Annotated in this window: 16 protein-coding genes and 1 riboswitch; of the genes, 7 read left to right on the top strand and 9 right to left on the bottom strand. The window is 74.7% G+C overall.

From position 1 onward, the window contains the following. The first annotated feature begins 22 nt into the window (after positions 1-22). Positions 23-829, top strand: a complete 807-nt coding sequence (locus AB0B20_RS02235) for an SAM-dependent chlorinase/fluorinase (RefSeq protein ID WP_357382529.1) — start codon at positions 23-25, stop codon at positions 827-829. Positions 830-898: 69 nt separating this feature from the next. Here AB0B20_RS02235 and AB0B20_RS02230 read toward each other — a convergent pair whose 3' ends face one another. Continuing rightward, the gene (locus AB0B20_RS02230; protein WP_357467394.1) at positions 899-2,143 is read right to left on the bottom strand and encodes a hypothetical protein; all 1,245 of its coding nucleotides are present in this window, start codon (positions 2,141-2,143) and stop codon (positions 899-901) included. 107 nt (positions 2,144-2,250) lie between these two features. On the opposite strand from AB0B20_RS02230, the gene AB0B20_RS02225 reads away from it, so the two are divergent. Then, the gene (locus AB0B20_RS02225) at positions 2,251-3,072 is read left to right on the top strand and encodes a DNA-formamidopyrimidine glycosylase family protein (RefSeq protein ID WP_357382525.1); all 822 of its coding nucleotides are present in this window, start codon (positions 2,251-2,253) and stop codon (positions 3,070-3,072) included. 130 nt (positions 3,073-3,202) lie between these two features. Beyond that, entirely contained in the window at positions 3,203-6,865 is a 3,663-nt protein-coding gene (locus tag AB0B20_RS02220) for a fibronectin type III domain-containing protein (RefSeq protein WP_357382523.1), read from the top strand. A 65-nt stretch (positions 6,866-6,930) separates the two neighbouring features. Here AB0B20_RS02220 and AB0B20_RS02215 read toward each other — a convergent pair whose 3' ends face one another. The 7 genes from AB0B20_RS02215 to AB0B20_RS02185 form a co-directional block, all read right to left on the bottom strand. Next, the gene (locus tag AB0B20_RS02215; RefSeq protein ID WP_357382521.1) at positions 6,931-7,692 is read right to left on the bottom strand and encodes a hypothetical protein; all 762 of its coding nucleotides are present in this window, start codon (positions 7,690-7,692) and stop codon (positions 6,931-6,933) included. Positions 7,693-7,709: 17 nt separating this feature from the next. Next, the gene (locus AB0B20_RS02210; RefSeq protein WP_357382519.1) at positions 7,710-8,561 is read right to left on the bottom strand and encodes a PspA/IM30 family protein; all 852 of its coding nucleotides are present in this window, start codon (positions 8,559-8,561) and stop codon (positions 7,710-7,712) included. Between the two features lie 126 nt (positions 8,562-8,687). Beyond that, on the bottom strand, positions 8,688-9,137 hold the full coding sequence (locus AB0B20_RS02205; RefSeq protein ID WP_357382517.1) for a helix-turn-helix transcriptional regulator: 450 nt from the start codon (positions 9,135-9,137) through the stop codon (positions 8,688-8,690). A gap of 207 nt (positions 9,138-9,344) precedes the next feature. After that, complete coding sequence (locus AB0B20_RS02200; protein ID WP_357382515.1) at positions 9,345-9,890, bottom strand: CinA family protein; 546 nt, start codon at positions 9,888-9,890, stop codon at positions 9,345-9,347. A 101-nt stretch (positions 9,891-9,991) separates the two neighbouring features. Then, on the bottom strand, positions 9,992-10,573 hold the full coding sequence (pgsA, locus tag AB0B20_RS02195; RefSeq protein ID WP_357382770.1) for a CDP-diacylglycerol--glycerol-3-phosphate 3-phosphatidyltransferase: 582 nt from the start codon (positions 10,571-10,573) through the stop codon (positions 9,992-9,994). Positions 10,574-10,620: 47 nt separating this feature from the next. Further along, positions 10,621-12,123 (bottom strand): 30S ribosomal protein S12 methylthiotransferase RimO, encoded by a 1,503-nt coding sequence (gene rimO / locus AB0B20_RS02190; RefSeq protein ID WP_357467392.1) that lies wholly within the window; start codon positions 12,121-12,123, stop codon positions 10,621-10,623. A 49-nt stretch (positions 12,124-12,172) separates the two neighbouring features. After that, on the bottom strand, positions 12,173-13,096 hold the full coding sequence (locus AB0B20_RS02185; protein ID WP_357382511.1) for an ornithine cyclodeaminase family protein: 924 nt from the start codon (positions 13,094-13,096) through the stop codon (positions 12,173-12,175). Between the two features lie 96 nt (positions 13,097-13,192). Continuing rightward, positions 13,193-13,258, top strand: a riboswitch (guanidine-III (ykkC-III) riboswitch). A gap of 59 nt (positions 13,259-13,317) precedes the next feature. On the opposite strand from AB0B20_RS02185, the gene AB0B20_RS02180 reads away from it, so the two are divergent. Together AB0B20_RS02180 and AB0B20_RS02175 are read left to right on the top strand one after the other, a co-directional pair. Next, complete coding sequence (locus AB0B20_RS02180; protein WP_357382509.1) at positions 13,318-13,632, top strand: multidrug efflux SMR transporter; 315 nt, start codon at positions 13,318-13,320, stop codon at positions 13,630-13,632. Positions 13,633-13,720: 88 nt separating this feature from the next. Continuing rightward, positions 13,721-13,963: a hypothetical protein gene (locus tag AB0B20_RS02175; RefSeq protein ID WP_357382507.1), complete on the top strand. Its 243-nt coding sequence runs from the start codon at positions 13,721-13,723 to the stop codon at positions 13,961-13,963. An 84-nt stretch (positions 13,964-14,047) separates the two neighbouring features. On the opposite strand, the gene AB0B20_RS02170 is transcribed toward AB0B20_RS02175, so the two are convergent. Further along, positions 14,048-16,504 (bottom strand): DNA translocase FtsK 4TM domain-containing protein, encoded by a 2,457-nt coding sequence (locus tag AB0B20_RS02170; RefSeq protein WP_357467389.1) that lies wholly within the window; start codon positions 16,502-16,504, stop codon positions 14,048-14,050. 113 nt (positions 16,505-16,617) lie between these two features. On the opposite strand from AB0B20_RS02170, the gene AB0B20_RS02165 reads away from it, so the two are divergent. Both AB0B20_RS02165 and AB0B20_RS02160 read left to right on the top strand, forming a co-directional pair. Continuing rightward, complete coding sequence (locus AB0B20_RS02165) at positions 16,618-17,097, top strand: YbjN domain-containing protein (RefSeq protein ID WP_357467386.1); 480 nt, start codon at positions 16,618-16,620, stop codon at positions 17,095-17,097. Then, positions 17,094-18,740 carry a YbjN domain-containing protein gene (locus AB0B20_RS02160; protein WP_357382502.1) on the top strand — a complete coding sequence of 549 codons (1,647 nt, stop codon included), beginning with the start codon at positions 17,094-17,096 and terminating at the stop codon, positions 18,738-18,740. Before AB0B20_RS02165 ends, AB0B20_RS02160 begins: the two co-directional genes overlap by 4 nt. The last annotated feature ends 27 nt before the right edge of the window (positions 18,741-18,767 follow it).

Here is an 18,767-nt window from a genome sequence, read left to right as displayed (position 1 = left end):
AGCGGGAACGTAGGGTGTGCCGGTGGCCTCGATCTCGCTGACCACCGACTACGGGCTCTCCGACGGGTTCGTGGCGGCGTGCCATGGCGTGCTGGCCCGGCTCGCCCCGGCCGTCCGGGTGATCGACGTGACGCACCTGATCCCACCGGCCGACGTACGCCGGGGCGCGGCGGTGCTCGCGCAGACAGTGCCGTACCTGCCGTGGGGCGTGCACGTGGCGGTGGTCGATCCGGGTGTCGGCACGACGCGGCGCGGGATCGCGCTCGCCGCGCCCGGCGGGCTGCTGGTCGGGCCGGACAACGGGCTGCTGATCCCGGCCGCGGAGGCGCTCGGCGGGGTGACCGACGCGGTGGAGCTGACCAATCCGGACTGGCTCGGCCCGGTCGTGTCCCGCACGTTCCACGGGCGGGACGTGTTCGCGCCGGTGGCCGCTCGGCTGGCGCTCGGCGCGTCGCCGGCCGAGGCGGGACCGGCAGTCCACCCGGGCACGCTGGTCCGGCTGCCGGACCCAGTGGTACGCGCGGAGCCCGGCGGCTTCAGCGCCGAGGTGCTGACCGTCGACCACTTCGGCAACGTCCAGCTCGCCGCGCCGGGCACGCTGCTCGACGGCCTGCCGTCCCGGGTGCTGGTGAACGGCCACGAGGCGGTCCACGGCCGCACGTTCGGCGACGCTGACCCCGGCGCCCTGGTGGTCTACGTCGACTCGGCCGGCCAGGTCGCGGTAGCGGTGAACACCGGCCGAGCCGCCGACACCCTCCACGCCACCCCAGGCGCCCTGGTCACCATCACCCGTCTCCCCCGCGATCTTGCAGTTGGTGCCCCGGCATAACGGGCGAATGCCCCCGGGGCAGGGCCGAAACTGCAAGATCGCGGAGGAAAGCCCTCGGGAGGGCGCCGCTCAGCAGCGGGGGACTGTGCCGCCGTAGATCGAGGACAGGTACGCGTGGCTGACGTAGTTGCCGCCGACCAGGCGGTACCACCTCGTCGTCGTGCGGTACGTGCCGGCGATGCGCTGCCCGGTCACGTAGCACTGCACCGGCACGTGGGCGTACGTGGCGGCCAGCCCCCGGCTCGCGTACGAGGTGCTCGCCCCGGCGCGCAGGTTCAGCGGCCCGGAGCCGACCACCGCCCGCGCCCCGCCGCCGGTCCACAGCAGCGTCACGTCCACCCACGCGTTGTCGGTGAGCCGCAGCCCGTCCCAGAACGTGCCGTCGGCCAGGTCCAGCCCGGCCGGGTTGCGGACGGTACGGCCGAACTGGTCGCGCCCGCCGTTGTAGCCGTTCTGGTACGCCGCCTGCGCCTCCGGCAACCCGCGTGGCAGGTCCTTCCAGTTCTCCCGGATCGACGCCGGGTTCCACCAGTCGTCCCGGGTGTTCCAGGGCCCGACGTCCCAGACCGGGGCGTACTCGCAGCGGCTGCCGCTCGTCGTGCAGACCTTTACCGTGTAGTCACCGGTGTTTCGCGGGGACAGGCCGCGCCGGGTTGGCAGCGCCGCGAAGTGGTCCCGGGTGGCCACTGTGTGCCCGTTGGCGGTGGTGCCGCCGACCAGGCCGATCCGGGTGGCGTACACCCGGTAGGTGAGCGCGGCGGCCGGCTGGACCGCTGTGGTGGTGACCCGGTCGGCGGCCAGGGTCAGACCGGTCACTGTGGCGTCCGACGCGGCGTCGCGGGTGGTCAGCACGACGCGCGCCTGGACCCGGCTGACCGGTGCGTCGAAGACCGCCTCGGTGGCGTCGCGCCACTCGGTCCAGCCGCGGGCCCGCCAGCCGCGCACCTGGGCCACCGCCGTACCCCCGTCGCCGGTGCGGGCGGCGAACTGTGCGCGTACCCGGGTCGCGGGCCGGTCCAGGGCGCGCGGCGCGGACAGCAGGATGCCCTCGGCGAGCGGTCCGCCCACGGCGGCCGGGCGGGTGCGGGCGGCGGGCCGCGGGTCGGCCAGCCGCAGGCGGCCGGACCGCCAGGCGACGTTGACGTCGTCGCCGCCGGCCACGGCGAGGTCGACGGACCAGCGTTCGGGACCGGCGGCGCGGGACGGCGCGGCGGTGGGTGGGGGCGCGGCCGGCGCGGGCGTGCCGGGCAGTCCGGCGGCCACGGTGAGCAGTGCGGTCAGGGCGACGACGGTACGACGTCGTGAATGTGCCATGGGCATCTCCTCAGAACCCCCTGATCCTGGCGTTTCCGCAGATCAAGTGGAACCTCAGTACAAATAGCGACACATGCGAATTCCGCTCGGTAGGGGACAATGGCGGGGTGCCCGAAGGCGACACCGTCTGGAACACCGCGCGCGTCCTGCAACGCGCGCTGGCCGGGGCCCGGCTCACCGGGTCCGACTTCCGTGTGCCACAGCTCGCCACCACCGACCTGACCGGCTGGACCGTGCGCGAGTCGGCGAGCCGGGGCAAGCACCTGCTGCTGCGCCTGACCGGCACCGACGCCGAGCCCTGGACGCTGCACTCGCATCTGCGGATGGACGGCGCCTGGCGGGCGTACGCCCCGGGTGAGCGCTGGACCGCGCGGCCGGCGCACCTGATCCGGGTGGTGCTCCGCTCCCCCGCCGCGGTCGCCGTCGGCTACCACCTGCACGAGCTGGCGCTGGTGCCGACCGCCGACGAGGAGTCGCTCGTCGGCCACCTCGGCCCGGACCTGCTCGGCCCGGACTGGGACGCCGACGAGGCGGTCCGCCGGCTCGCGGCCGACCCCGACCGCACCATCGGCGAGGCGCTGCTCGACCAGCGCAACCTGGCTGGGGTGGGCAACCTCTACAAGTGCGAGGTGCTGTTCCTGCGCGGCGTGTCGCCGTGGACGCCGGTCGGCGCGGTGCCGGACCTGCCCGGCACCGTCGCGCTGGCCCAGCGGCTGCTCGCGGCCAACCGGGGCCGGTGGACGCAGAGCACCACAGGCGTGTTGCACCGGGGCGGCACCAGCTACGTCTACGGCCGCCGGACCCAGCCGTGCCGCCGCTGCGGGACCGCCATCCGCAAGGAGGAACTGGGCGAACGGGTCACCTACTGGTGTCCGTCCTGCCAGCCCGGCGTGGAACTTCCACGAAACGCCGAAGATCAGTCGAGATAGGGACGATTGGGTACTTCCCCCTCACCCCTCTGACATCGCATGCTGCGGTGGACCGCTCACGGATCGTCAGCAGCGCGTACGCCCGCCACGCCGGGGTGTCGGCCGGCGCGCCCCGACCCCGGGGAGAGCCATGGTGCTGTTCCGCCGCAGCCGGCCCGGACGCCCGGACCACGCCGCCGCCGTCGTCGTCGCCGAGGAGACCGCGCCGGCCGGTCCCGTCGCGCCCACCGTTCCCCCCGCTCGCGGGCACGACGAAGCCGCTCGCGGGCACGACGAGGAACCGACCGGCGGGCCGGCGCCGGCGCGCCTGGACCCGGCCGACGTCCCGCGCCTGTTCGGCCCGGTGCCGAACACCGCCGCCAGCCCGCTGCCCACGCTCGACCCGGACGGCCGCCCGGTACCAGGCACCGGCATCCGCAAGTTCGTCGACCCGCTGCCGCTACCAGGGCAGCCGGCCACCGCCGGGCTCGGCGCCCGCCTGCCGGTCGCCGTCCCGGACACCATCACCTGGCCGGGCTGCGACTACTACGAGATCGGCCTCCAGGAGTACGCGCAGCGTCTGCACCGCGACCTGCCCGCCACCCGGCTGCGCGGCTACCGCCAGCTCAACCTGGGCACCGACACCTCCGGGCACAACACGGTCAGCCCGCCCGGCCGCCCCTGGCACCTCGGCCCGATGATCGTGGCCCGGCGGGGCCGCCCGGTCCGGATCAAGTTCATCAACCAGCTTCCCACCGGCCGGGCCGGGGAGCTGTTCCTGCCTGTCGACGAGACGGTCGACGGCGCCGGCGCCGGGCCGCTCGACGGTCCCGCGCCGTACCCGCAGAACCGGGCCGTACCGCACCTGTCCGGCGCGCAGACCGGGTGGATCAGCGCCGGCAACCCGTGGCAGTGGGTCACCCCGGCCGGCGAGATCACCCCGTACCCGGTGGGTGTGGGTGTGACGCCGGTGCCGGACATGCCGCCGCCCGGTGCGGGCGCCACCACGCTGTACTTCCCGAACGAGCAGAGCGGCCGGCTGATGTGGCTGCACGACAACACGCTCGGCCTGTCCCGGCTCACCGTCTACTCCGGGCAGATCGCGCTCTACCTGCTCACCGACCCGGCCGAGGAACGGCTCGTCGAGGACGGCGTGCTGCCCGCCGAGCAGTTCCCGCTGGTGATCGAGGACAAGACGTTCGTACCGGACGACGCGCAGCTCGCCGCCCAGGACCCCACCTGGGACCGGGACCGCTGGGGCGCCAAGGGCAGCCTCTGGCACCCGCACGTCTACCAGCCCCGGCAGAACCCGTACCGGCTCACCGGCACCAACCCGACCGGGCGCTGGGACTACGGGCCGTGGACCCACGACCCGGACGGTGGCGCCAGCCCGTGGGTCGCCCCGGTGCCGAACCCGCACCACGACCCGGACACCGACACCGACGAGCCGCCGCTGGCACCCGGTGTGCCGCACCCGTCGGCGGTCCCCGAGGCGTACGGGGACACCCCGCTCGTCAACGGCGTGGCCTACCCGTACCTGGAGGTCGCGCCGCGGGCGTACCGGTTCCGGATCCTCAACGCCTGCGCGGACCGGGCGCTCAACCTCCAGCTCTACCGGGCCGCCTCCGACGCGCCGATGTGGGGCGAGGACGGCAGCCCCGGCGACCCGGGCGCCGGTGAGGTGCCGATGGTCGAGGCGGTACACGCACCGGGACGGCCGGCGTACTGGCCGGCCGACGGGCGCGACGGCGGCGTACCCGACCCGGCCGCCGCCGGACCCGAGATGATCCAGATCGGCAACGAGGGCGGCCTGCTCCCCGCCCCCGTCGTGCTGACCAACCGGCCGGTGGACTACCGGTACGACAGGCAGGACCCGACGGTGCTCAACGTGGACGGGCACGCGCTGCTGCTCGCCCCCGGCGAGCGGGCCGACGTGGTGGTGGACTTCTCCACGGTGCCGCCGGGCAGCACGCTGATCCTCTACAACGACTGCCCCGCGCCGCTGCCCCGGTTCGATCCGCGCCACGACCACCACACCGGCGCGCCGGACCGGACCGCCGCCGGTGGCCTGCCCCCGACCCGGCCCGGGTACGGCCCGAACACCCGTACACTGCTCCAGATCCGGGTCACCGGCACCCCGGCGCAGCCGTACGACACGCGCCGCCTGGCCGACCGGCTCCCGGGGGCGTACGCGCGCAGCCAGCCGCCGCCGATCGTGCCGCAACCGGCGTACGACACCGCGATCGGCACCTCCACCCCGCGCCCGACGCTCGTCCCGGCGCGGGCCGCCTCGGTCACGTTCACCCCGGCCGGCGCGACCGCCCCGGTCACGTTGCCGCTGGCGGTGAAGTCGGTCGGACAGGTGTTCGAGCCCCGGCACGGTCGCGCGGTGGGACGGCTCGGCGTCGGCCACCCGGTCAGCGGACCGCTCGCGCCGGCCACCCTGCCGCTGGGACCTGCCGACCCGGCCACCGAGGTGCTGCACGCCACCGACCCGGCAGTGGCGGTCGGTGCGCCCGGTGACGGCACGCAGCTCTGGCGGATCGTCGGTGACGCCCCGCGCACCCATCCCGTGCACATCGAGGGCTGCGACGTGCAGGTGGTCAACCGGGTCGGCTGGGACGGCACGGTCCGTCCGCCGGACCCGGGCGAGCTGGGCTGGAAGGACACCGTCCGGGTCAACCCCCGGGAGGACGTCGTGGTGGCGCTGCGTCCCGTACCGCCCGCCCTGCCGTTCAAGATCGGCGACAGCGTACGGCTGCTCGACCCGGCCCGCCCGGCCGGCGTACGGCTCGACGCCGGTCCGGTCAGCCCGGTCGACGGCCGCCCCGCGGTGGTGGTCAACCAGATGGTCAACCTCGGCTGGGAGTACCGCTGGCAGACCCGCTCGGCCGGACTACGCGACCAGGGCATGAGCCGCCCGCTGGTCCTGCGCGTCGCGCCCAAGGCACCGACCGGGCTCGGCGCCACCCCGGCGCCCGGCGGCGCCACCGCGCTGCCCGCCATCGCGCTGACCTGGACCGGCAACGGCAGCCGGCCCGTGCCCACCAGCCACCGGCTGCAACGCGCCACCGACAGCGCCTTCACCACCGGGCTGACCGAGATCACCGTGGCCGCCACCGCCACCCGCTACACCGACGCCACAGTCACCCCCGGCGTCACCTACCACTACCGGATCCGGGCCGAGAACGCGGTGAGCTGCTCGTCCTGGTCGAACGCCGTACCGGCGGCGGTGCACCTGGCCGCGCCGACCCGGCTGACCGCGGTGCTGCCGCCGAACGCGCCACTGCGGGTGGCGCTGCGCTGGGCCAACCACTCCTTCGCGACGGGGGTGGACGTGCAGCGGGCCACCAACCCCACGTTCACCAGCGGCCCGGGCACCACTGCCATCGCCGTGGGCGAGGCCCACGTGGACCCGGCGGTCGCACCGGACACCACGTACTACTACCGGGTACGCACGACGTACCTGGGTGCCGCCTCCCCCTGGTCGACGGTGGCCGCGGTGACCACCCCGGCCCGGCCGGCCGCACCGACCGGGGTGAGCGTCACCACGAGCGCGTCCGGGCCGGACACGGCCACCGTGACGGTGAGCTGGTCGGCGCAGACGCCGGCCGGACCGGGTGCCGGGTTCATCGTGCAGCGCGCCACCGACGCCGCCTTCACGCGCGAACCGGCGACCTTCCACGTCACCGGCCGAGGCTTCACGAACACCGGCCTCGCGCGCGGGGTCACCTACCACTACCGGGTACGCGCGACGAACGTCGTGGGCACGTCCCCGTGGACTCCCCCCACCACCAAAACCACCCCCACCTGACCCCGCGCCTTCAGGGTCGATCATGAAGTTGGGGAGGTTCCAGAGGGGCGGGGCGGGACTCGCCGTCAGGGGGCTCGGAGGGGGGTGCGGAGTTCGGCCAGGGCGGAGGCTACGCCGTGCAGTAGGTCGGTGGCCTCGGTCAGGCGCGCGGCGGACGGGTGCTCGGTGTTCGGACGGGCGTCCTCGGCCACGTAACCGGCCGCTGCCACCACCAGCCGCTCGTACGCGGCCACCCCGTCCTCCAACTGCGCCACCAGCGAGGCGTGCACCTCGTTCAGCGGGCTCTGCGGCGTCAGCTTCGCCGCGCGTTCCACGCCCGCCACCCGGTTCGCCAGCTCGCGCAGGGACCGGTCCGCCTCGGCCGCCTCCCGTACCGCCGGCTCGGCCAGCCCGGTCAGCCGCCCGGCCAGCCCGGCCAGGGTGAGCGCGGCCCGGTCCAGCCGGGCCCACGGCTCGGCCGCGGCGGTGCCGCGCAACGCGAGGCGGGAGCGGACCCGGCGTGCCTCGGCCAGGACGCCCGGCCCGACGGGCAGCCGCTCGACGGCGGCGACCAGCCGGGCGCGGGAGCGGGCCGCGGCCTCGGCCGGGTCGAGTGCGGGCGGGGCTGGCACGGCGGCCAGCGCGCGGTGGTCGGCCCAACGCCAGACGGCCACCGCAATCGCGCTGCCCGCGGCGCCGGCCCAGGCCGCGTCCGGCAGGCCCAGTCCGGCGTACGGGGTCAGCACCGCGGCGGCACCGCCGAGCCCTCCGGCCAGCACGCTCCACCGTCGCGCCGAGTTGCGCAGTCTGCGCAGCCTGCGGAAGTGCCGGGCCCGTTCGTCCGCCATGGTGTCCGCCCCTTCCGTCAGCTGGTCGTGGTCTCCCCGGTGCCACGATCCCGGCTCATGCTGGCCCGGATCTCGTCGAGCCGGGCGGTGGCGGCCGGGTCGGTCGGCTGTCCCACCGCCGGGGTCTCGTGCCGGGCACCGAGCTGCTCGCCGGCCATGCTCGACCGGATCTGCTCCAGTCTCGCCGATCCGGACGAGTCGAGGGTCGCCTTCTGGATCTCCAGCATCCGGCCCTCGACCGAGTTGCCGGCCAGCTCGGCCCGGCCCATGGCGGTGGCGTAGCGGCGCTCGATCCGATCGCGGACCTCGTCCAGCGACGGGGTGCTGGCGGGCGCGGTGAGCGACGACATCGACTCCAGCGAGCGGGCCACGCTCTCCTGCATCTTGGCCTGCTCCAGCTGGCTGAGCAGCTTGGTGCGCTCGGCCAGCTTCTGCTGGAGGATCATCGAGTTGTTCTCGACCGCCTTGCGGGCCTGCGCGGCCGCGCCCAGCGCCTGGTCGTGCAGCGTCTTGAGGTCTTCCAGCGCCTGCTCGGCGGAGACCAGCTGGGTGGCGAGCATCTGGGCGGACTGCTCGTAGCGCCCCGCCTCGGTCTCGTCTCCCTTGCCGCGGGCCTGGTCGGCCAGCACCAGCGCCTGCCGCGCGTTGCCCTGGAGCTGTTCCACCTCGGTCATCTGCCGGGACAGCTTCATCTCCAGCTGGCGCTGGTTGCCGATCACCGCCGCCGCCTGCTGGACCAGCGCCTGGTGCTGGCGCTGCGCCTCCTCGACGGCCTGCTGGATCTGCACCTTCGGATCCGCGTGCTCGTCGATCTTCGCGCCGAAGAGCGCCATCAGGTACTTCCAACCCTTGACGAACGGGTTAGCCATCTCCGCCTCGTCCCCTCAGTAGCGTCGCGTCTACATCGTTCCAGCCGGACGCCACTCCGGCACCCGTACGCTCCTGATCAACAGTACGACGCGGACGCCAGCACTGCCCACGGCGCGGCAGCCGGGTCAGGCGGCGCAGACCACGTCCCGCTCGGCGGGGCGTACCCGGGTGCTGCGCAGCGTGGCCTTGAGTGGCGAGTCCTGCCGGACCTGGACGGCCACGGCGCCGTCGGAGGTGACCTGCCGGACCCCACGGTTGGTGGTCTTGCGCACGGCGGGCCCGGCCACCGCTGCCGGCTCGACCCGCTCGTCGGCCACCGGCACCAGCACGCCGGGCATCTGCTCGGCCAGGGCGACCGTGTCGCTCACCTCGCGCAGCAGCTCGGACAGGCGGGCGCCGAGCGCGTCGCAGATCGCCGCCAGCAGCTCGCTGGAGGGTTCCTTCTGGCCGCGTTCGATCTCGGAGAGGTAGCCGAGGCTGACGTTGGCGGCGGAGGAGACCTCGCGGAGGGTGCGGTGCTGCCCTTGCCTGCGCGCCCGCAGCGCGTCACCGATCACCCGGCGTAGCAGGACCATCGCACCTCCCCCTGAACGGGACCACCATGCCCGGCGACCGTGCCGGGCCGGACGCGGCGGACCGCTCCGGCGCCGACGGCGACCGCCGAAGCCTTCCCGCAACCGTACCCGTTGGTCGCCACGACGACATCCCACCCCGCCTCTGAAATCCGGGCGGACCGGCCCGCCCGGCGGTCCCGCCGCCGGGTGTGTCGGCACCTCGCCGGCTCACCGGCGGCCGGCCCCCGCCGCCTGCGCGGCGTCGGTGCCCTCGGGGAGGTCGATACGGTCGGCGAGCAGGCGCAGCGCCTCGATCACCGCGGCCGAGCGGATGTGGTCGCGGCCGCCGTCGATGTCGAGCCGGCGCACCTCGGTGCCGTCCGGCCCGGCGACCGCCACGTAGACCAGGCCGACCGGCTTGCCGTCCTGCGGCTCAGGCCCGGCCACACCGGTGGTGGCCAGGCCCCAGTCCGCACCGCACCGCCGCCGTCCGCCCTCGGCGAGGGCCACCGCCACGTCCGGGTCGACCGGGCCGCGGTCGGCCAGCAGGTCCTCCGGTACGCCGGCGAGCGTCGCCTTGAGTTCGGTGGCGTAGACCACCATGCCGCCCCGGTAGATCGAGCTGACGCCGGCGATCTCCACGATCGCGGCGGCCAGCAGCCCGCCGGTCAGCGACTCGACGGTGGCCAGGGTCTGGCCGCACTCGTGCAGGCGGTGCACCACGGCGGCCGCCGGGCTGCCGGCGGGCCGCTGGTCTCTCGCGTCGGTGTCCATGCCCGCCCCCATTTCCCGCCCCACGCCGGCTTACTCGCCCGCCGCCCGGATCGACGGATCGGTCACCCGGATCGACGGATCCGCCGACCGGTTCGAACGGATCAACGGGCCGGGCGACGCAGCCGCAACGCCTGGGCGATGTAGTCGAACCCGGTGACCACGGTGACCACCACCGCCGCTCCCATGATCCACGGCCCGATCGCGGCCGCCGCCTCCGGCATCGGCCAGAGGTACCAGGTGATGGCCAGGATCTGCAGCGCGGTCTTGACCTTGCCGCCCCGGCTGGCCGCGATCACCCCGTGCCGGATCACCCAGAACCGCAGGCCGGTGATGCCCAGCTCGCGGGCCAGGATCACCACAGTCACCCACCACGGCAGCCGGTCGTAGAAGGAGAGCAGCACCAGCGCGGCGCCGGTGAGCGCCTTGTCGGCGATCGGGTCGGCGACCTTGCCCAGCGAGGTGACCAGGTCGTACCGGCGGGCGATCCAGCCGTCGACCAGGTCGGTCGCGGAGGCCACCACGAAGATCAGGCAGGCCGTCATCCGCCAGCCCGCGTGACTCATGCCGGAGGCGATCACGGTGGCCGTGAAGACCGGCACCAGCATCAGTCGCGCGCCGGTGAGCACGTTCGCCGCGTTGAGCAGCGGTACGGGGGCAGCCGCCGTCGACTCCGCCCCCGTCATGTCCCGCATCGCCCCACGTGGCTTCCCCGCTCCATCAGGGCCCGCCGTCACCGTACCGCGCCGGGCGCCGCCGAGATCATCTCATCCGGCACGGCGACCAGGTCGACGCCCTCGGTCGCCGTCACCGTGGCACGGACCAGGTCACCGGGGCGCAGCGCGGCCAGATCGACGCCGCCGCCGACCGGCGCGACGAGCGTGGTCGAGCCGTCGACCTCGGGCGCCTGGTGGGCGGCCCGGCCCTCCACCACGCCGTCGGCGGTGGAGTCGACGAGCACCTCCACCGTCGCGCCGAGGCGCTCCTCGGCGCGCTGCGAGCAGAGTTCGTCGGCCAGGGCGCTGAGCTTGTCGTACCGCCGTTTGATCGTGGCGGCGGAGACCTTGCCGGTCAGCCCGGCGGCCTCGGTGCCGTCCTCGTCGCTGTAGTCGAACATGCCGATCGCGTCCAGCCGCGCCTCGGTCAGGAACCGGACCAGCTCGGCCACGTCCGGCTTGGTCTCGCCGGGGAACCCGACGATGAAGTTGCTGCGCGCGCCCGCGTCCGGCGCCAGCGCGCGGGCCGAGGCCAGCAGCTCCAGGAACCGGTCGGTGGAGCCGAAACGCCGCATCCGGCGCAACACCGGCTCGCTGGAGTGCTGGAACGACAGGTCGAAGTACGCGGCCACGCCGGGCGTGGTGGCGATCACCTCGACCAGGCCGGGCCGGGTCTCGGCGGGCTGGAGGTAGCTGGCCCGCACCCGCACGATCCCGTCGATCGCGGCGAGCTGCGGCAGCAGCTTCTCCAGCGCGCGGGGGTCACCCAGGTCCTTGCCGTACGAGGTGGAGTTCTCGCTGACCAGCACCAGCTCCCGTACGCCGGTCTTGGCCAGCCACTCGGCCTCGGCGAGCAGCTCGTCCGGGGTACGCGAGACGAACGCCCCACGGAACGCCGGGATGGCGCAGAACGCGCACCGCCTGTCGCAGCCGCTGGCGAGCTTCAGCGAGGCCACCGGGCCGGTGTCGAGCCGGTGCCGCAGCACCTGCCGCAGGTGCGCCGGGGTGTGCGCGTCGGTCTCCGGTGCGACCCGGGCCGGGGTGCCGTGCCCGGGTAGCGACACCGCCGCGTCGCGGCGCTTCACCGGGGTCAGCGGCAGCAGTTCCCGCCGGTCGCGCGGGGTGTGCGCGCCGATCGCCTCACCGGCGAGCACCGAGTCGAGCCGGGACGCGATGTCCGGGTAGTCGTCGAAGCTGAGCACGGCCTGCGCCTCGGGGAGACTGTCGGCCAGCTCACGGCCGTACCGCTCGGCCATGCACCCGGCGGCGACCACCTTGGCGCCGGTGTCGGCGGCGGCCAGCAGCGTCTGGATCGAGTCCTGCTTGGCCTTCTCGACGAACCCGCAGGTGTTCACCACCACCACGTCGGCACCCTCGCCGTCGGTGGTGACCTGCCAGCCGTCGGCGTGCAGCCGGGCGGCCAGCTCCTCCGAGTCGACCTCGTTGCGGGCGCAGCCGAGGGTCAGCAGGGCGACGCGGCGCCCGTCGGATCGCGGGGTGGAGGAGGAGGCAGACACCATCCGAGGGTACCGGGCCGGTTCCGGTCCGCCGCGCACCCGTCCGGCCGGGTCAGCGAGCGGGAACCGCCACCCGGGCCAGCCGGTCCAGGAGGAACACCTCGGTGCCGGCCAGGCCGGTGGAGCAGAAGACCGAGATCTGGTCCGCGGTGGTCCGGCCGGGGACCGCGCCGGCCAGCACCGCGCCCAGGTCGCGCAACCGCCCGGCGTAGGGCTCGACGGCGGCGAGCATCGGCGGCACGTACGCGGTGGCCTGGCCGGGTGAGTCGGTGACCAGCAGGTCGGCGGCGTCGAGCAGGTCGGGCCCGAACTCGTGCCGGTCGACCTGCTTGAAGCCGACTGTGTTGACGTGGGTGCCGGGGGCCAGGTCGGCGGCGTCGACCACCGGGACGGTGCTGGTGGTGGCGAGCACCACGACGTCCCGGTCGCGTACCGCGGCGGCGGCCGAGCCGACCGCGCGGGCGGGCACGCCCAGCTCGGCGCGGACCCGTGTGGCGAACGCCTCCCGCCGGGCCGCCGAGCGGCTGTACACGGTCACCTCGCGCAGCGGCCGGACCGCCGCCGCGGCCCAGACCTGGGTCCACGCCTGCCGCCCGGACCCCACCACGCCGACGGTGGCGGCGTCCGCGCGGGCCAGGGCGTCCACCGCCACGCCGCCCAGTCCTCCGGTACGCCGGGAGCCCAGCTCCTCGCCGACGGCGATGGCGCGTACCGCACCGGTGGTGGCGTCGTGCAGCACGACGAGCTGACCGCTCTCCGGGTGGCCGAACGTGTCGTACGAGCGGAAGCCGTACCACTGCCCGGTGAGGTGCCCGGCGGTCAGCACCATCCGGCCTCCGCCCAGCGGCGCGGACGCCCGGGGCGGGGCGATGAGCCGCCCGGCGTGCGCGGCCAGCAGCGCGTCCCGCATGGCCGCCACGGTGAGCGGGGCGTCCACGGCGGCCGCGACGTCGTCGTCGGAGAAGAGCAGGGTCATGCCCTCAATCGTGCAACCTGAAGTTGACGTCAACTCCACTCATGGTGGGCTTTCTCACCCCGCCGCCGGTCCGGCCCGCCCGGTGCTACCGTCGGCCACGACGGCCCGCGGGCCGTCCCGGACGAGTGGTGGGCGTACCCGGTCAGGCCAAGACGCCCCGCGTGACCCGACCGTCGCCCGGCCCGCTGCGCGCCGGGCCCGCCCGTCAGAGGTGATTCACCATGGCCTGGATCGTGCTGGTGCTCTCCGGACTGCTGGAGACCGCGTGGGCGATCGCGCTCGATCGCAGCGCCGGCTTCACCCGTCCCCTCCCCTCCGCCGTCTTCGCCGTCACGCTCGTCGGGAGCATGGCCGGCCTGGCGTACGCGCTGCGCGACATCCCGGTCGGCACCGGCTACGCGGTGTGGGTCGGCATCGGCGCGGTCGGCACCGCGCTGGTCGGGATGCTGGCGCTCGGCGAACCGGTCAACCTCCCGCGCGTGGCCTGCCTGCTGCTGGTGGTGGCCGGCGTGATCGGCCTGAAGTTGTTCGCCTGATCGATACCGCATCCGGTTTGGACGGTGTGGCGGCGGGGGTACCGAATCCTCCGTAGCCACACAGCGAGACCACTCACGGAGGAACCCCATGGCCAACATGCACGCCACCGCCCGCCCGCGCACCAACGCCGCCCGCATCTGCACCATCGTCGCGTTCGTGTTCGCGGCCCTCGCGATCTTCGTGTCCCCGCTGATCTTCGGGGTCCTCGGCCTGGTCCTCGGCATCGTCGGCGCCGTCCTCGGTGACAAGCCGCTGGGCTGGTACGCCGCCGCCGCCAGCGTGGTCGGCGCGATCATCGGCGCCGTGCTCGTCGCCGCGCTGCTCAACTGACCCGGAACCGCCGACGGCGGCCGCCACCCGAGGGTGGTGGCCGCCGTCGTCGTCGTGGGCCCCCGTCGTCCGTGGCGCGGGCCGTCAGTCCTCGCCGCCGCGCAGGCCGGCCAGGACCTCCTCCAGCTCGTCCGGCTTGACCAGCACGTCGCGGGCCTTGGAGCCCTCGGACGGGCCGACCACGCCCCGGGTCTCCATCAGGTCCATCAGCCGGCCCGCCTTGGCGAAGCCGACCCGCAGCTTGCGCTGAAGCATCGAGGTCGACCCGAACTGCGAGGTGACCACCAGCTCGACCGCCTGCACGAGCAGGTCCAGGTCGTCGCCGATGTCCTCGTCGATCTTCTTCTTGCTGTCCTGCGCCGGGGCGAGCACGTCCGGCCGGAACTCCGGCTCCCGCTGGTCCTTGCAGAACTTCACCACGTCGGCGATCTCGCGCTCGGTCACCCAGGCGCCCTGGATGCGCTGCGGCTTCGACGCGCCCATCGGCAGGAACAGGCCGTCGCCGCGGCCGAGCAGCTTCTCCGCGCCGGGCTGGTCCAGGATGACCCGCGAGTCGGCGAGCGACGAGGTGGCGAACGCGAGCCGGGACGGCACGTTCGCCTTGATCAGGCCGGTGACCACGTCCACCGAGGGCCGCTGCGTCGCGAGCACCAGGTGGATGCCGGCGGCCCGGGCGAGCTGGGTGATCCGGACGATGGAGTCCTCCACGTCGCGCGGCGCGACCATCATCAGGTCGGCCAGCTCGTCCACGATCACCAGCAGGTACGGGTACGGCCGCATCTCCCGCTCGCTGCCCGGCGGCGCCTTGATCTCGCCGTTGCGCACCTTGCGGTTGAAGTCGTCGATGTGCCGGACCCCGTTGGCCGCGAGGTCGTCGTACCGCATGTCCATCTCACGGACGACCCACTCCAGCGAGTCGGCCGCCTTCTTGGGGTTGGTCACGATCGGCGTGACCAGGTGCGGGATGCCCTCGTAGCCGGTCATCTCGACGCGCTTCGGGTCGATCAGCAGCAGCCGCACCTCGTCCGGCGTGGCCCTGGTCAGGATGGACACCAGCAGCGAATTGAGGCAGGAGGACTTGCCCGCACCGGTGGCCCCCGCAATGAGAATGTGAGGCATCTTCGCGAGGTTGGCCACCACGTAGCCGCCCTCGATGTCCTTGCCGAGCGCCACCACCATCGGGTGGTGGTCGCTCGTCGCCTCGCGGGAGCGCAGCACGTCGCCGAGCGACACGTTCTCCGGGTCGGTGTTCGGGATCTCCACGCCCACAGCGCTCTTGCCCGGGATCGGGCTGAGGATGCGGACGTCCGGCGACTTCACCGCGTACGCGATGTTGCGGGACAGCTGGGTGATCCGCTCGACCTTGACGCCCGGGCCCAGCTCCACCTCGTACCGGGTGACTGTCGGGCCGCGGGTGAAGCCGGTGACCGCGGCGTCCACGTCGAACTGCTCGAAGACGCCGGTCAGCGCCGCGATCACCTCGTCGTTGGCCTTGCTGCGGCTCTTCGGCTTGGCGCCGGTGCCGAGCAGGTTCGCGGGTGGCAGCGTGTAGTCGCCGGCCAGCCCGGTGAGCGCGAGCTGCTCGGCGCGGGTGGGCAGCGGCGAGTGCTCCGGCGGCTCCACCGACTTGCGGTTGGCCGGCACCTTCGGCGGCTTGCGCGGCAGCACCAGGGTCTCCTGGAGGTCCACGCCGGCGAGCTCGTCGTCCGGGTCCAGCGGCTCCAGCGGCGGCGGCATCCGCTTCGCCGGCCGCTTGCGGGCCGGTTTCACCGGCGCCTCGTCCTCGGCGAACTCCTCGTCGTCGTCCACCCCGGCCGGATCCGCGCGCAGGCCGAGCCGCTCCGGGATCTTGTTGATCGGCGTCGCGGTGACCACGAGCAGGCCGAACACCAGCAGCAGGAGCAGCAGCGGCATGGCCACCCAGGCGGTCACCGCCGACTTCAGCAGGTCGCCGACGCCCGCGCCGATGAGGCCACCGGCGAAGTCGCGCTGGACCTCGTCGACCGGGTTCTGCCCGATGTGCAGCATCGAGGCGGTGGCCAGCATCATCGAACCCCAGCCGACCAGGCCGCGACCGCGATGCTCGGGGTCGGCCGGAGTCCGCATCAGCCGCCACGCGCCGACCATGAACAGCACCGGCAGGATTATCGAGATGGCGCCGACGAAGAGGCGTACGGTGTCGGCCAGGTGCCGGCCCACCGGCCCGGCGCCGCCGCCCCAGATGCCCACCGCGCTGAGGATGGCCAGGCCGAACAGCAGCAGCCCCGCACCGTCGCGGCGGTGCTCCGGATCCAGCTCCCGGGTGGACGCGGCCTGCCGCCCGGCGGCCCGGAACGTCCAGCCGACAGTGTGGGCCAGCCCCATCCAGACAGCACCCACCGCCCGGCCGACGAACGCAGCCGGGCTCGGCCCGGGGGCCGGTCGCCGCCGTGCCGGTTTCCGCGCCGCCGCCTTCTTCGCCGGCTGACGGGCGCGGTTGTTCGTGTTGCCACGCGGCGACGCGCCGCGCCGCCGGCTCGCCTGAGAGGTACGGCCCGCCATAGAGTCACGGTAACGGCGGTACCCGGTGGATCGCCGCTTTTCCGGGTCGTGTCCGCGCGTCGCAGCACGGGTCGGACCGTCGTTTGTGTTATTCGCCTCAGAAGGGATGCCCGATGGCGTCGCCGGAGATCGAGGACGGTCCGGACGGTCCGCTGACCGGACACCCGCAGGAACTGCGCCCGTTGACCGGTGAGCTGATCGCCGCCGTGCTCGGCCACCGGGGGTACGCGGTGGCCGAGGAGCCGGACGGCGCGCTCGTGGGCCGCTGGGAGCGGAACCTGATCTGGTTCCACCGCCGGGGCGAGGCCGGGGAGCTGCTTCAGGTACGCACCGTCGTGGCGCACCACTTCGGCATCGAGCGGGTGCCCGAGCTGCACGCCTTCTGCAACGCCTGGAACCACGACCGGCTCTGGCCGAAGGCGTACGTGCACGTCGCCGACGACGGCTCGGCTCAGGTGTGCGGCGAGGTCACCGCCGACCTGGAGCGCGGGGTGACACCGCACCAGCTCGATCGGCTCGTCGACTGTGGCGTGACCACCGGGTGCCAGCTCGCCGCCGCCGTCGACGAGCTGGCCGGCGGGGCGCTGCGGTGACCACGGCACGCGACAGGGGGCTCGCCGCCGCGCTCGACGACGCCCGGGACCGGCCCGACGGCGCGGAGCGCCGCGCCGAGCTGGAGCGGATCGCGTCGCGGGCGGACGCCACAGGTGATCCGCGTACCGCCCTGTCGGCGCGCTTCGCGCTGGTCGAGGCGTACCTGCACCGGGGCGAGCGGTGGCGCGCGGTGGAGCCGGTCCGGCGGATGCGGGCCACGCTGGCCCGGCACCCCGGGCTGCTGGACGCCCGCCCGGACGAGCTGACCCGGTTGCGCCGGCACCAGCGGCACGCGGTGGAGGCGTCGTTCGGCACGCCCCGGGTGGGCCTGGACCAGTCCCGGTCCCTGTTGGACGCGCTCGCCGACGAGCTGGGCGAGGACGCCGCGCCGGTGGCGGAGCTGCGCTGCCGGCTCGCCGACCACCTCGGCGACGAGCCGGCGGCCCGCCGCGCGTACGAGCGCTGGTCGGCGGCGGACGCCACGGACCCGGTGGGCGGCTGTCCGGGATGCGCACCGGCCCGGCGGGCCGACCTGCTGGCCGGCTGGGGCGAGCCGGAGGCGGCGCTGGCCGCGCTGGCGCCGGCGCTGGCCGGCTGGGTCGAGCCACAGACGCCACCGACCCGGCGGGGCGAGCGGCAGGCGGCCACGGCGGGCGCGGCGGCCTGCACCGACCAGCCCGAACGGGCGCTCGCCGTGGGGCTGCTGCCGTGGCTGCGTACCGGGGCGGTGACGCGGGCGGCCCGGGCACACGTACGCGCGTACCGCCGGCACCGGGGCGAGCGGAGCGCGTTCCCGCTGCTCGCCGCGCATCTGCGCTTCTGCGCGCTGGGCGGCTACCCGCATCGCGGGCTGGAGATCCTGACCGAGCAACTGCCCGAGCTGGACCGGCCGGCCGACGACCTGTCCGCGATGGAGTTCGCCGCGGCGGGCGCGCTGCTGTGCGGCCTGGCCGCCGAAGCCGGGCTGGGCGGGCGGCGGATCCACCGCCCCGGGCACGGCTCCCGGCCCGCCGCCGAGGTGGACGTGGCGACGCTGGGTACGCAGTTGCAGGCGCTGGCGACGGCGCTGGCCGGCAGCTTCGACGCCCGCAACGGCACCGGGCACCAGTCCGGCCGGATCGCCTCCTGGCTCGCCGAGCGGCCACTCGCCGCGCCGGTGTCGCTGGCCGCCGAGAGCGAGTTCGACGAGGAGCCCGACGCCGATCCGGCCGAGCCCGGCCCGCCCGGCCCGGAGGAACCGGCCCCGCTGGACGCGACGCTGCTCGCCGCCGCGCTCGACGCCCGGGGCGAGCCGTACACGCCTGAGCCGGACGGCACGCTCGCCGGGCGGTGGGGCGAGGCCACGATCCAGTTCCGCCGGCTGGGGCGGCGGGGCGACGTGCTGCACGCCCGGGTGGTGGCGGAGCGGCGGCTGCCGGCCGAGCGGCGCGCGGAGGCGTACGCGTTCTGCAACGCCTGGAACCACGACCGGCTGCTGCCCGCCGCGTACGTGCACGAGCCCGGCGACGGAACGCTGGTGCTGGCCGCCGGTGTCTCCACCGACCTGTCCTGCGGGGTGGCCCCGGCTCAGCTCGCCGTGCTGGTGGCAGCCGCGATCCGCACCGGCACCGCGTACGCCGAAGCGGTCGCCGCGCTGCCCTGAGCCTGCCGCAGACGCGGCGCGGCCCCC

It is taken from the genome of Micromonospora sp. NPDC049151 (genome assembly GCF_040648395.1).
GTDB lineage: Bacteria > Actinomycetota > Actinomycetes > Mycobacteriales > Micromonosporaceae > Micromonospora.
Note: the sequence above shows the minus strand (reverse complement) of the source record. Positions and strands in the feature narration are given on the sequence as shown.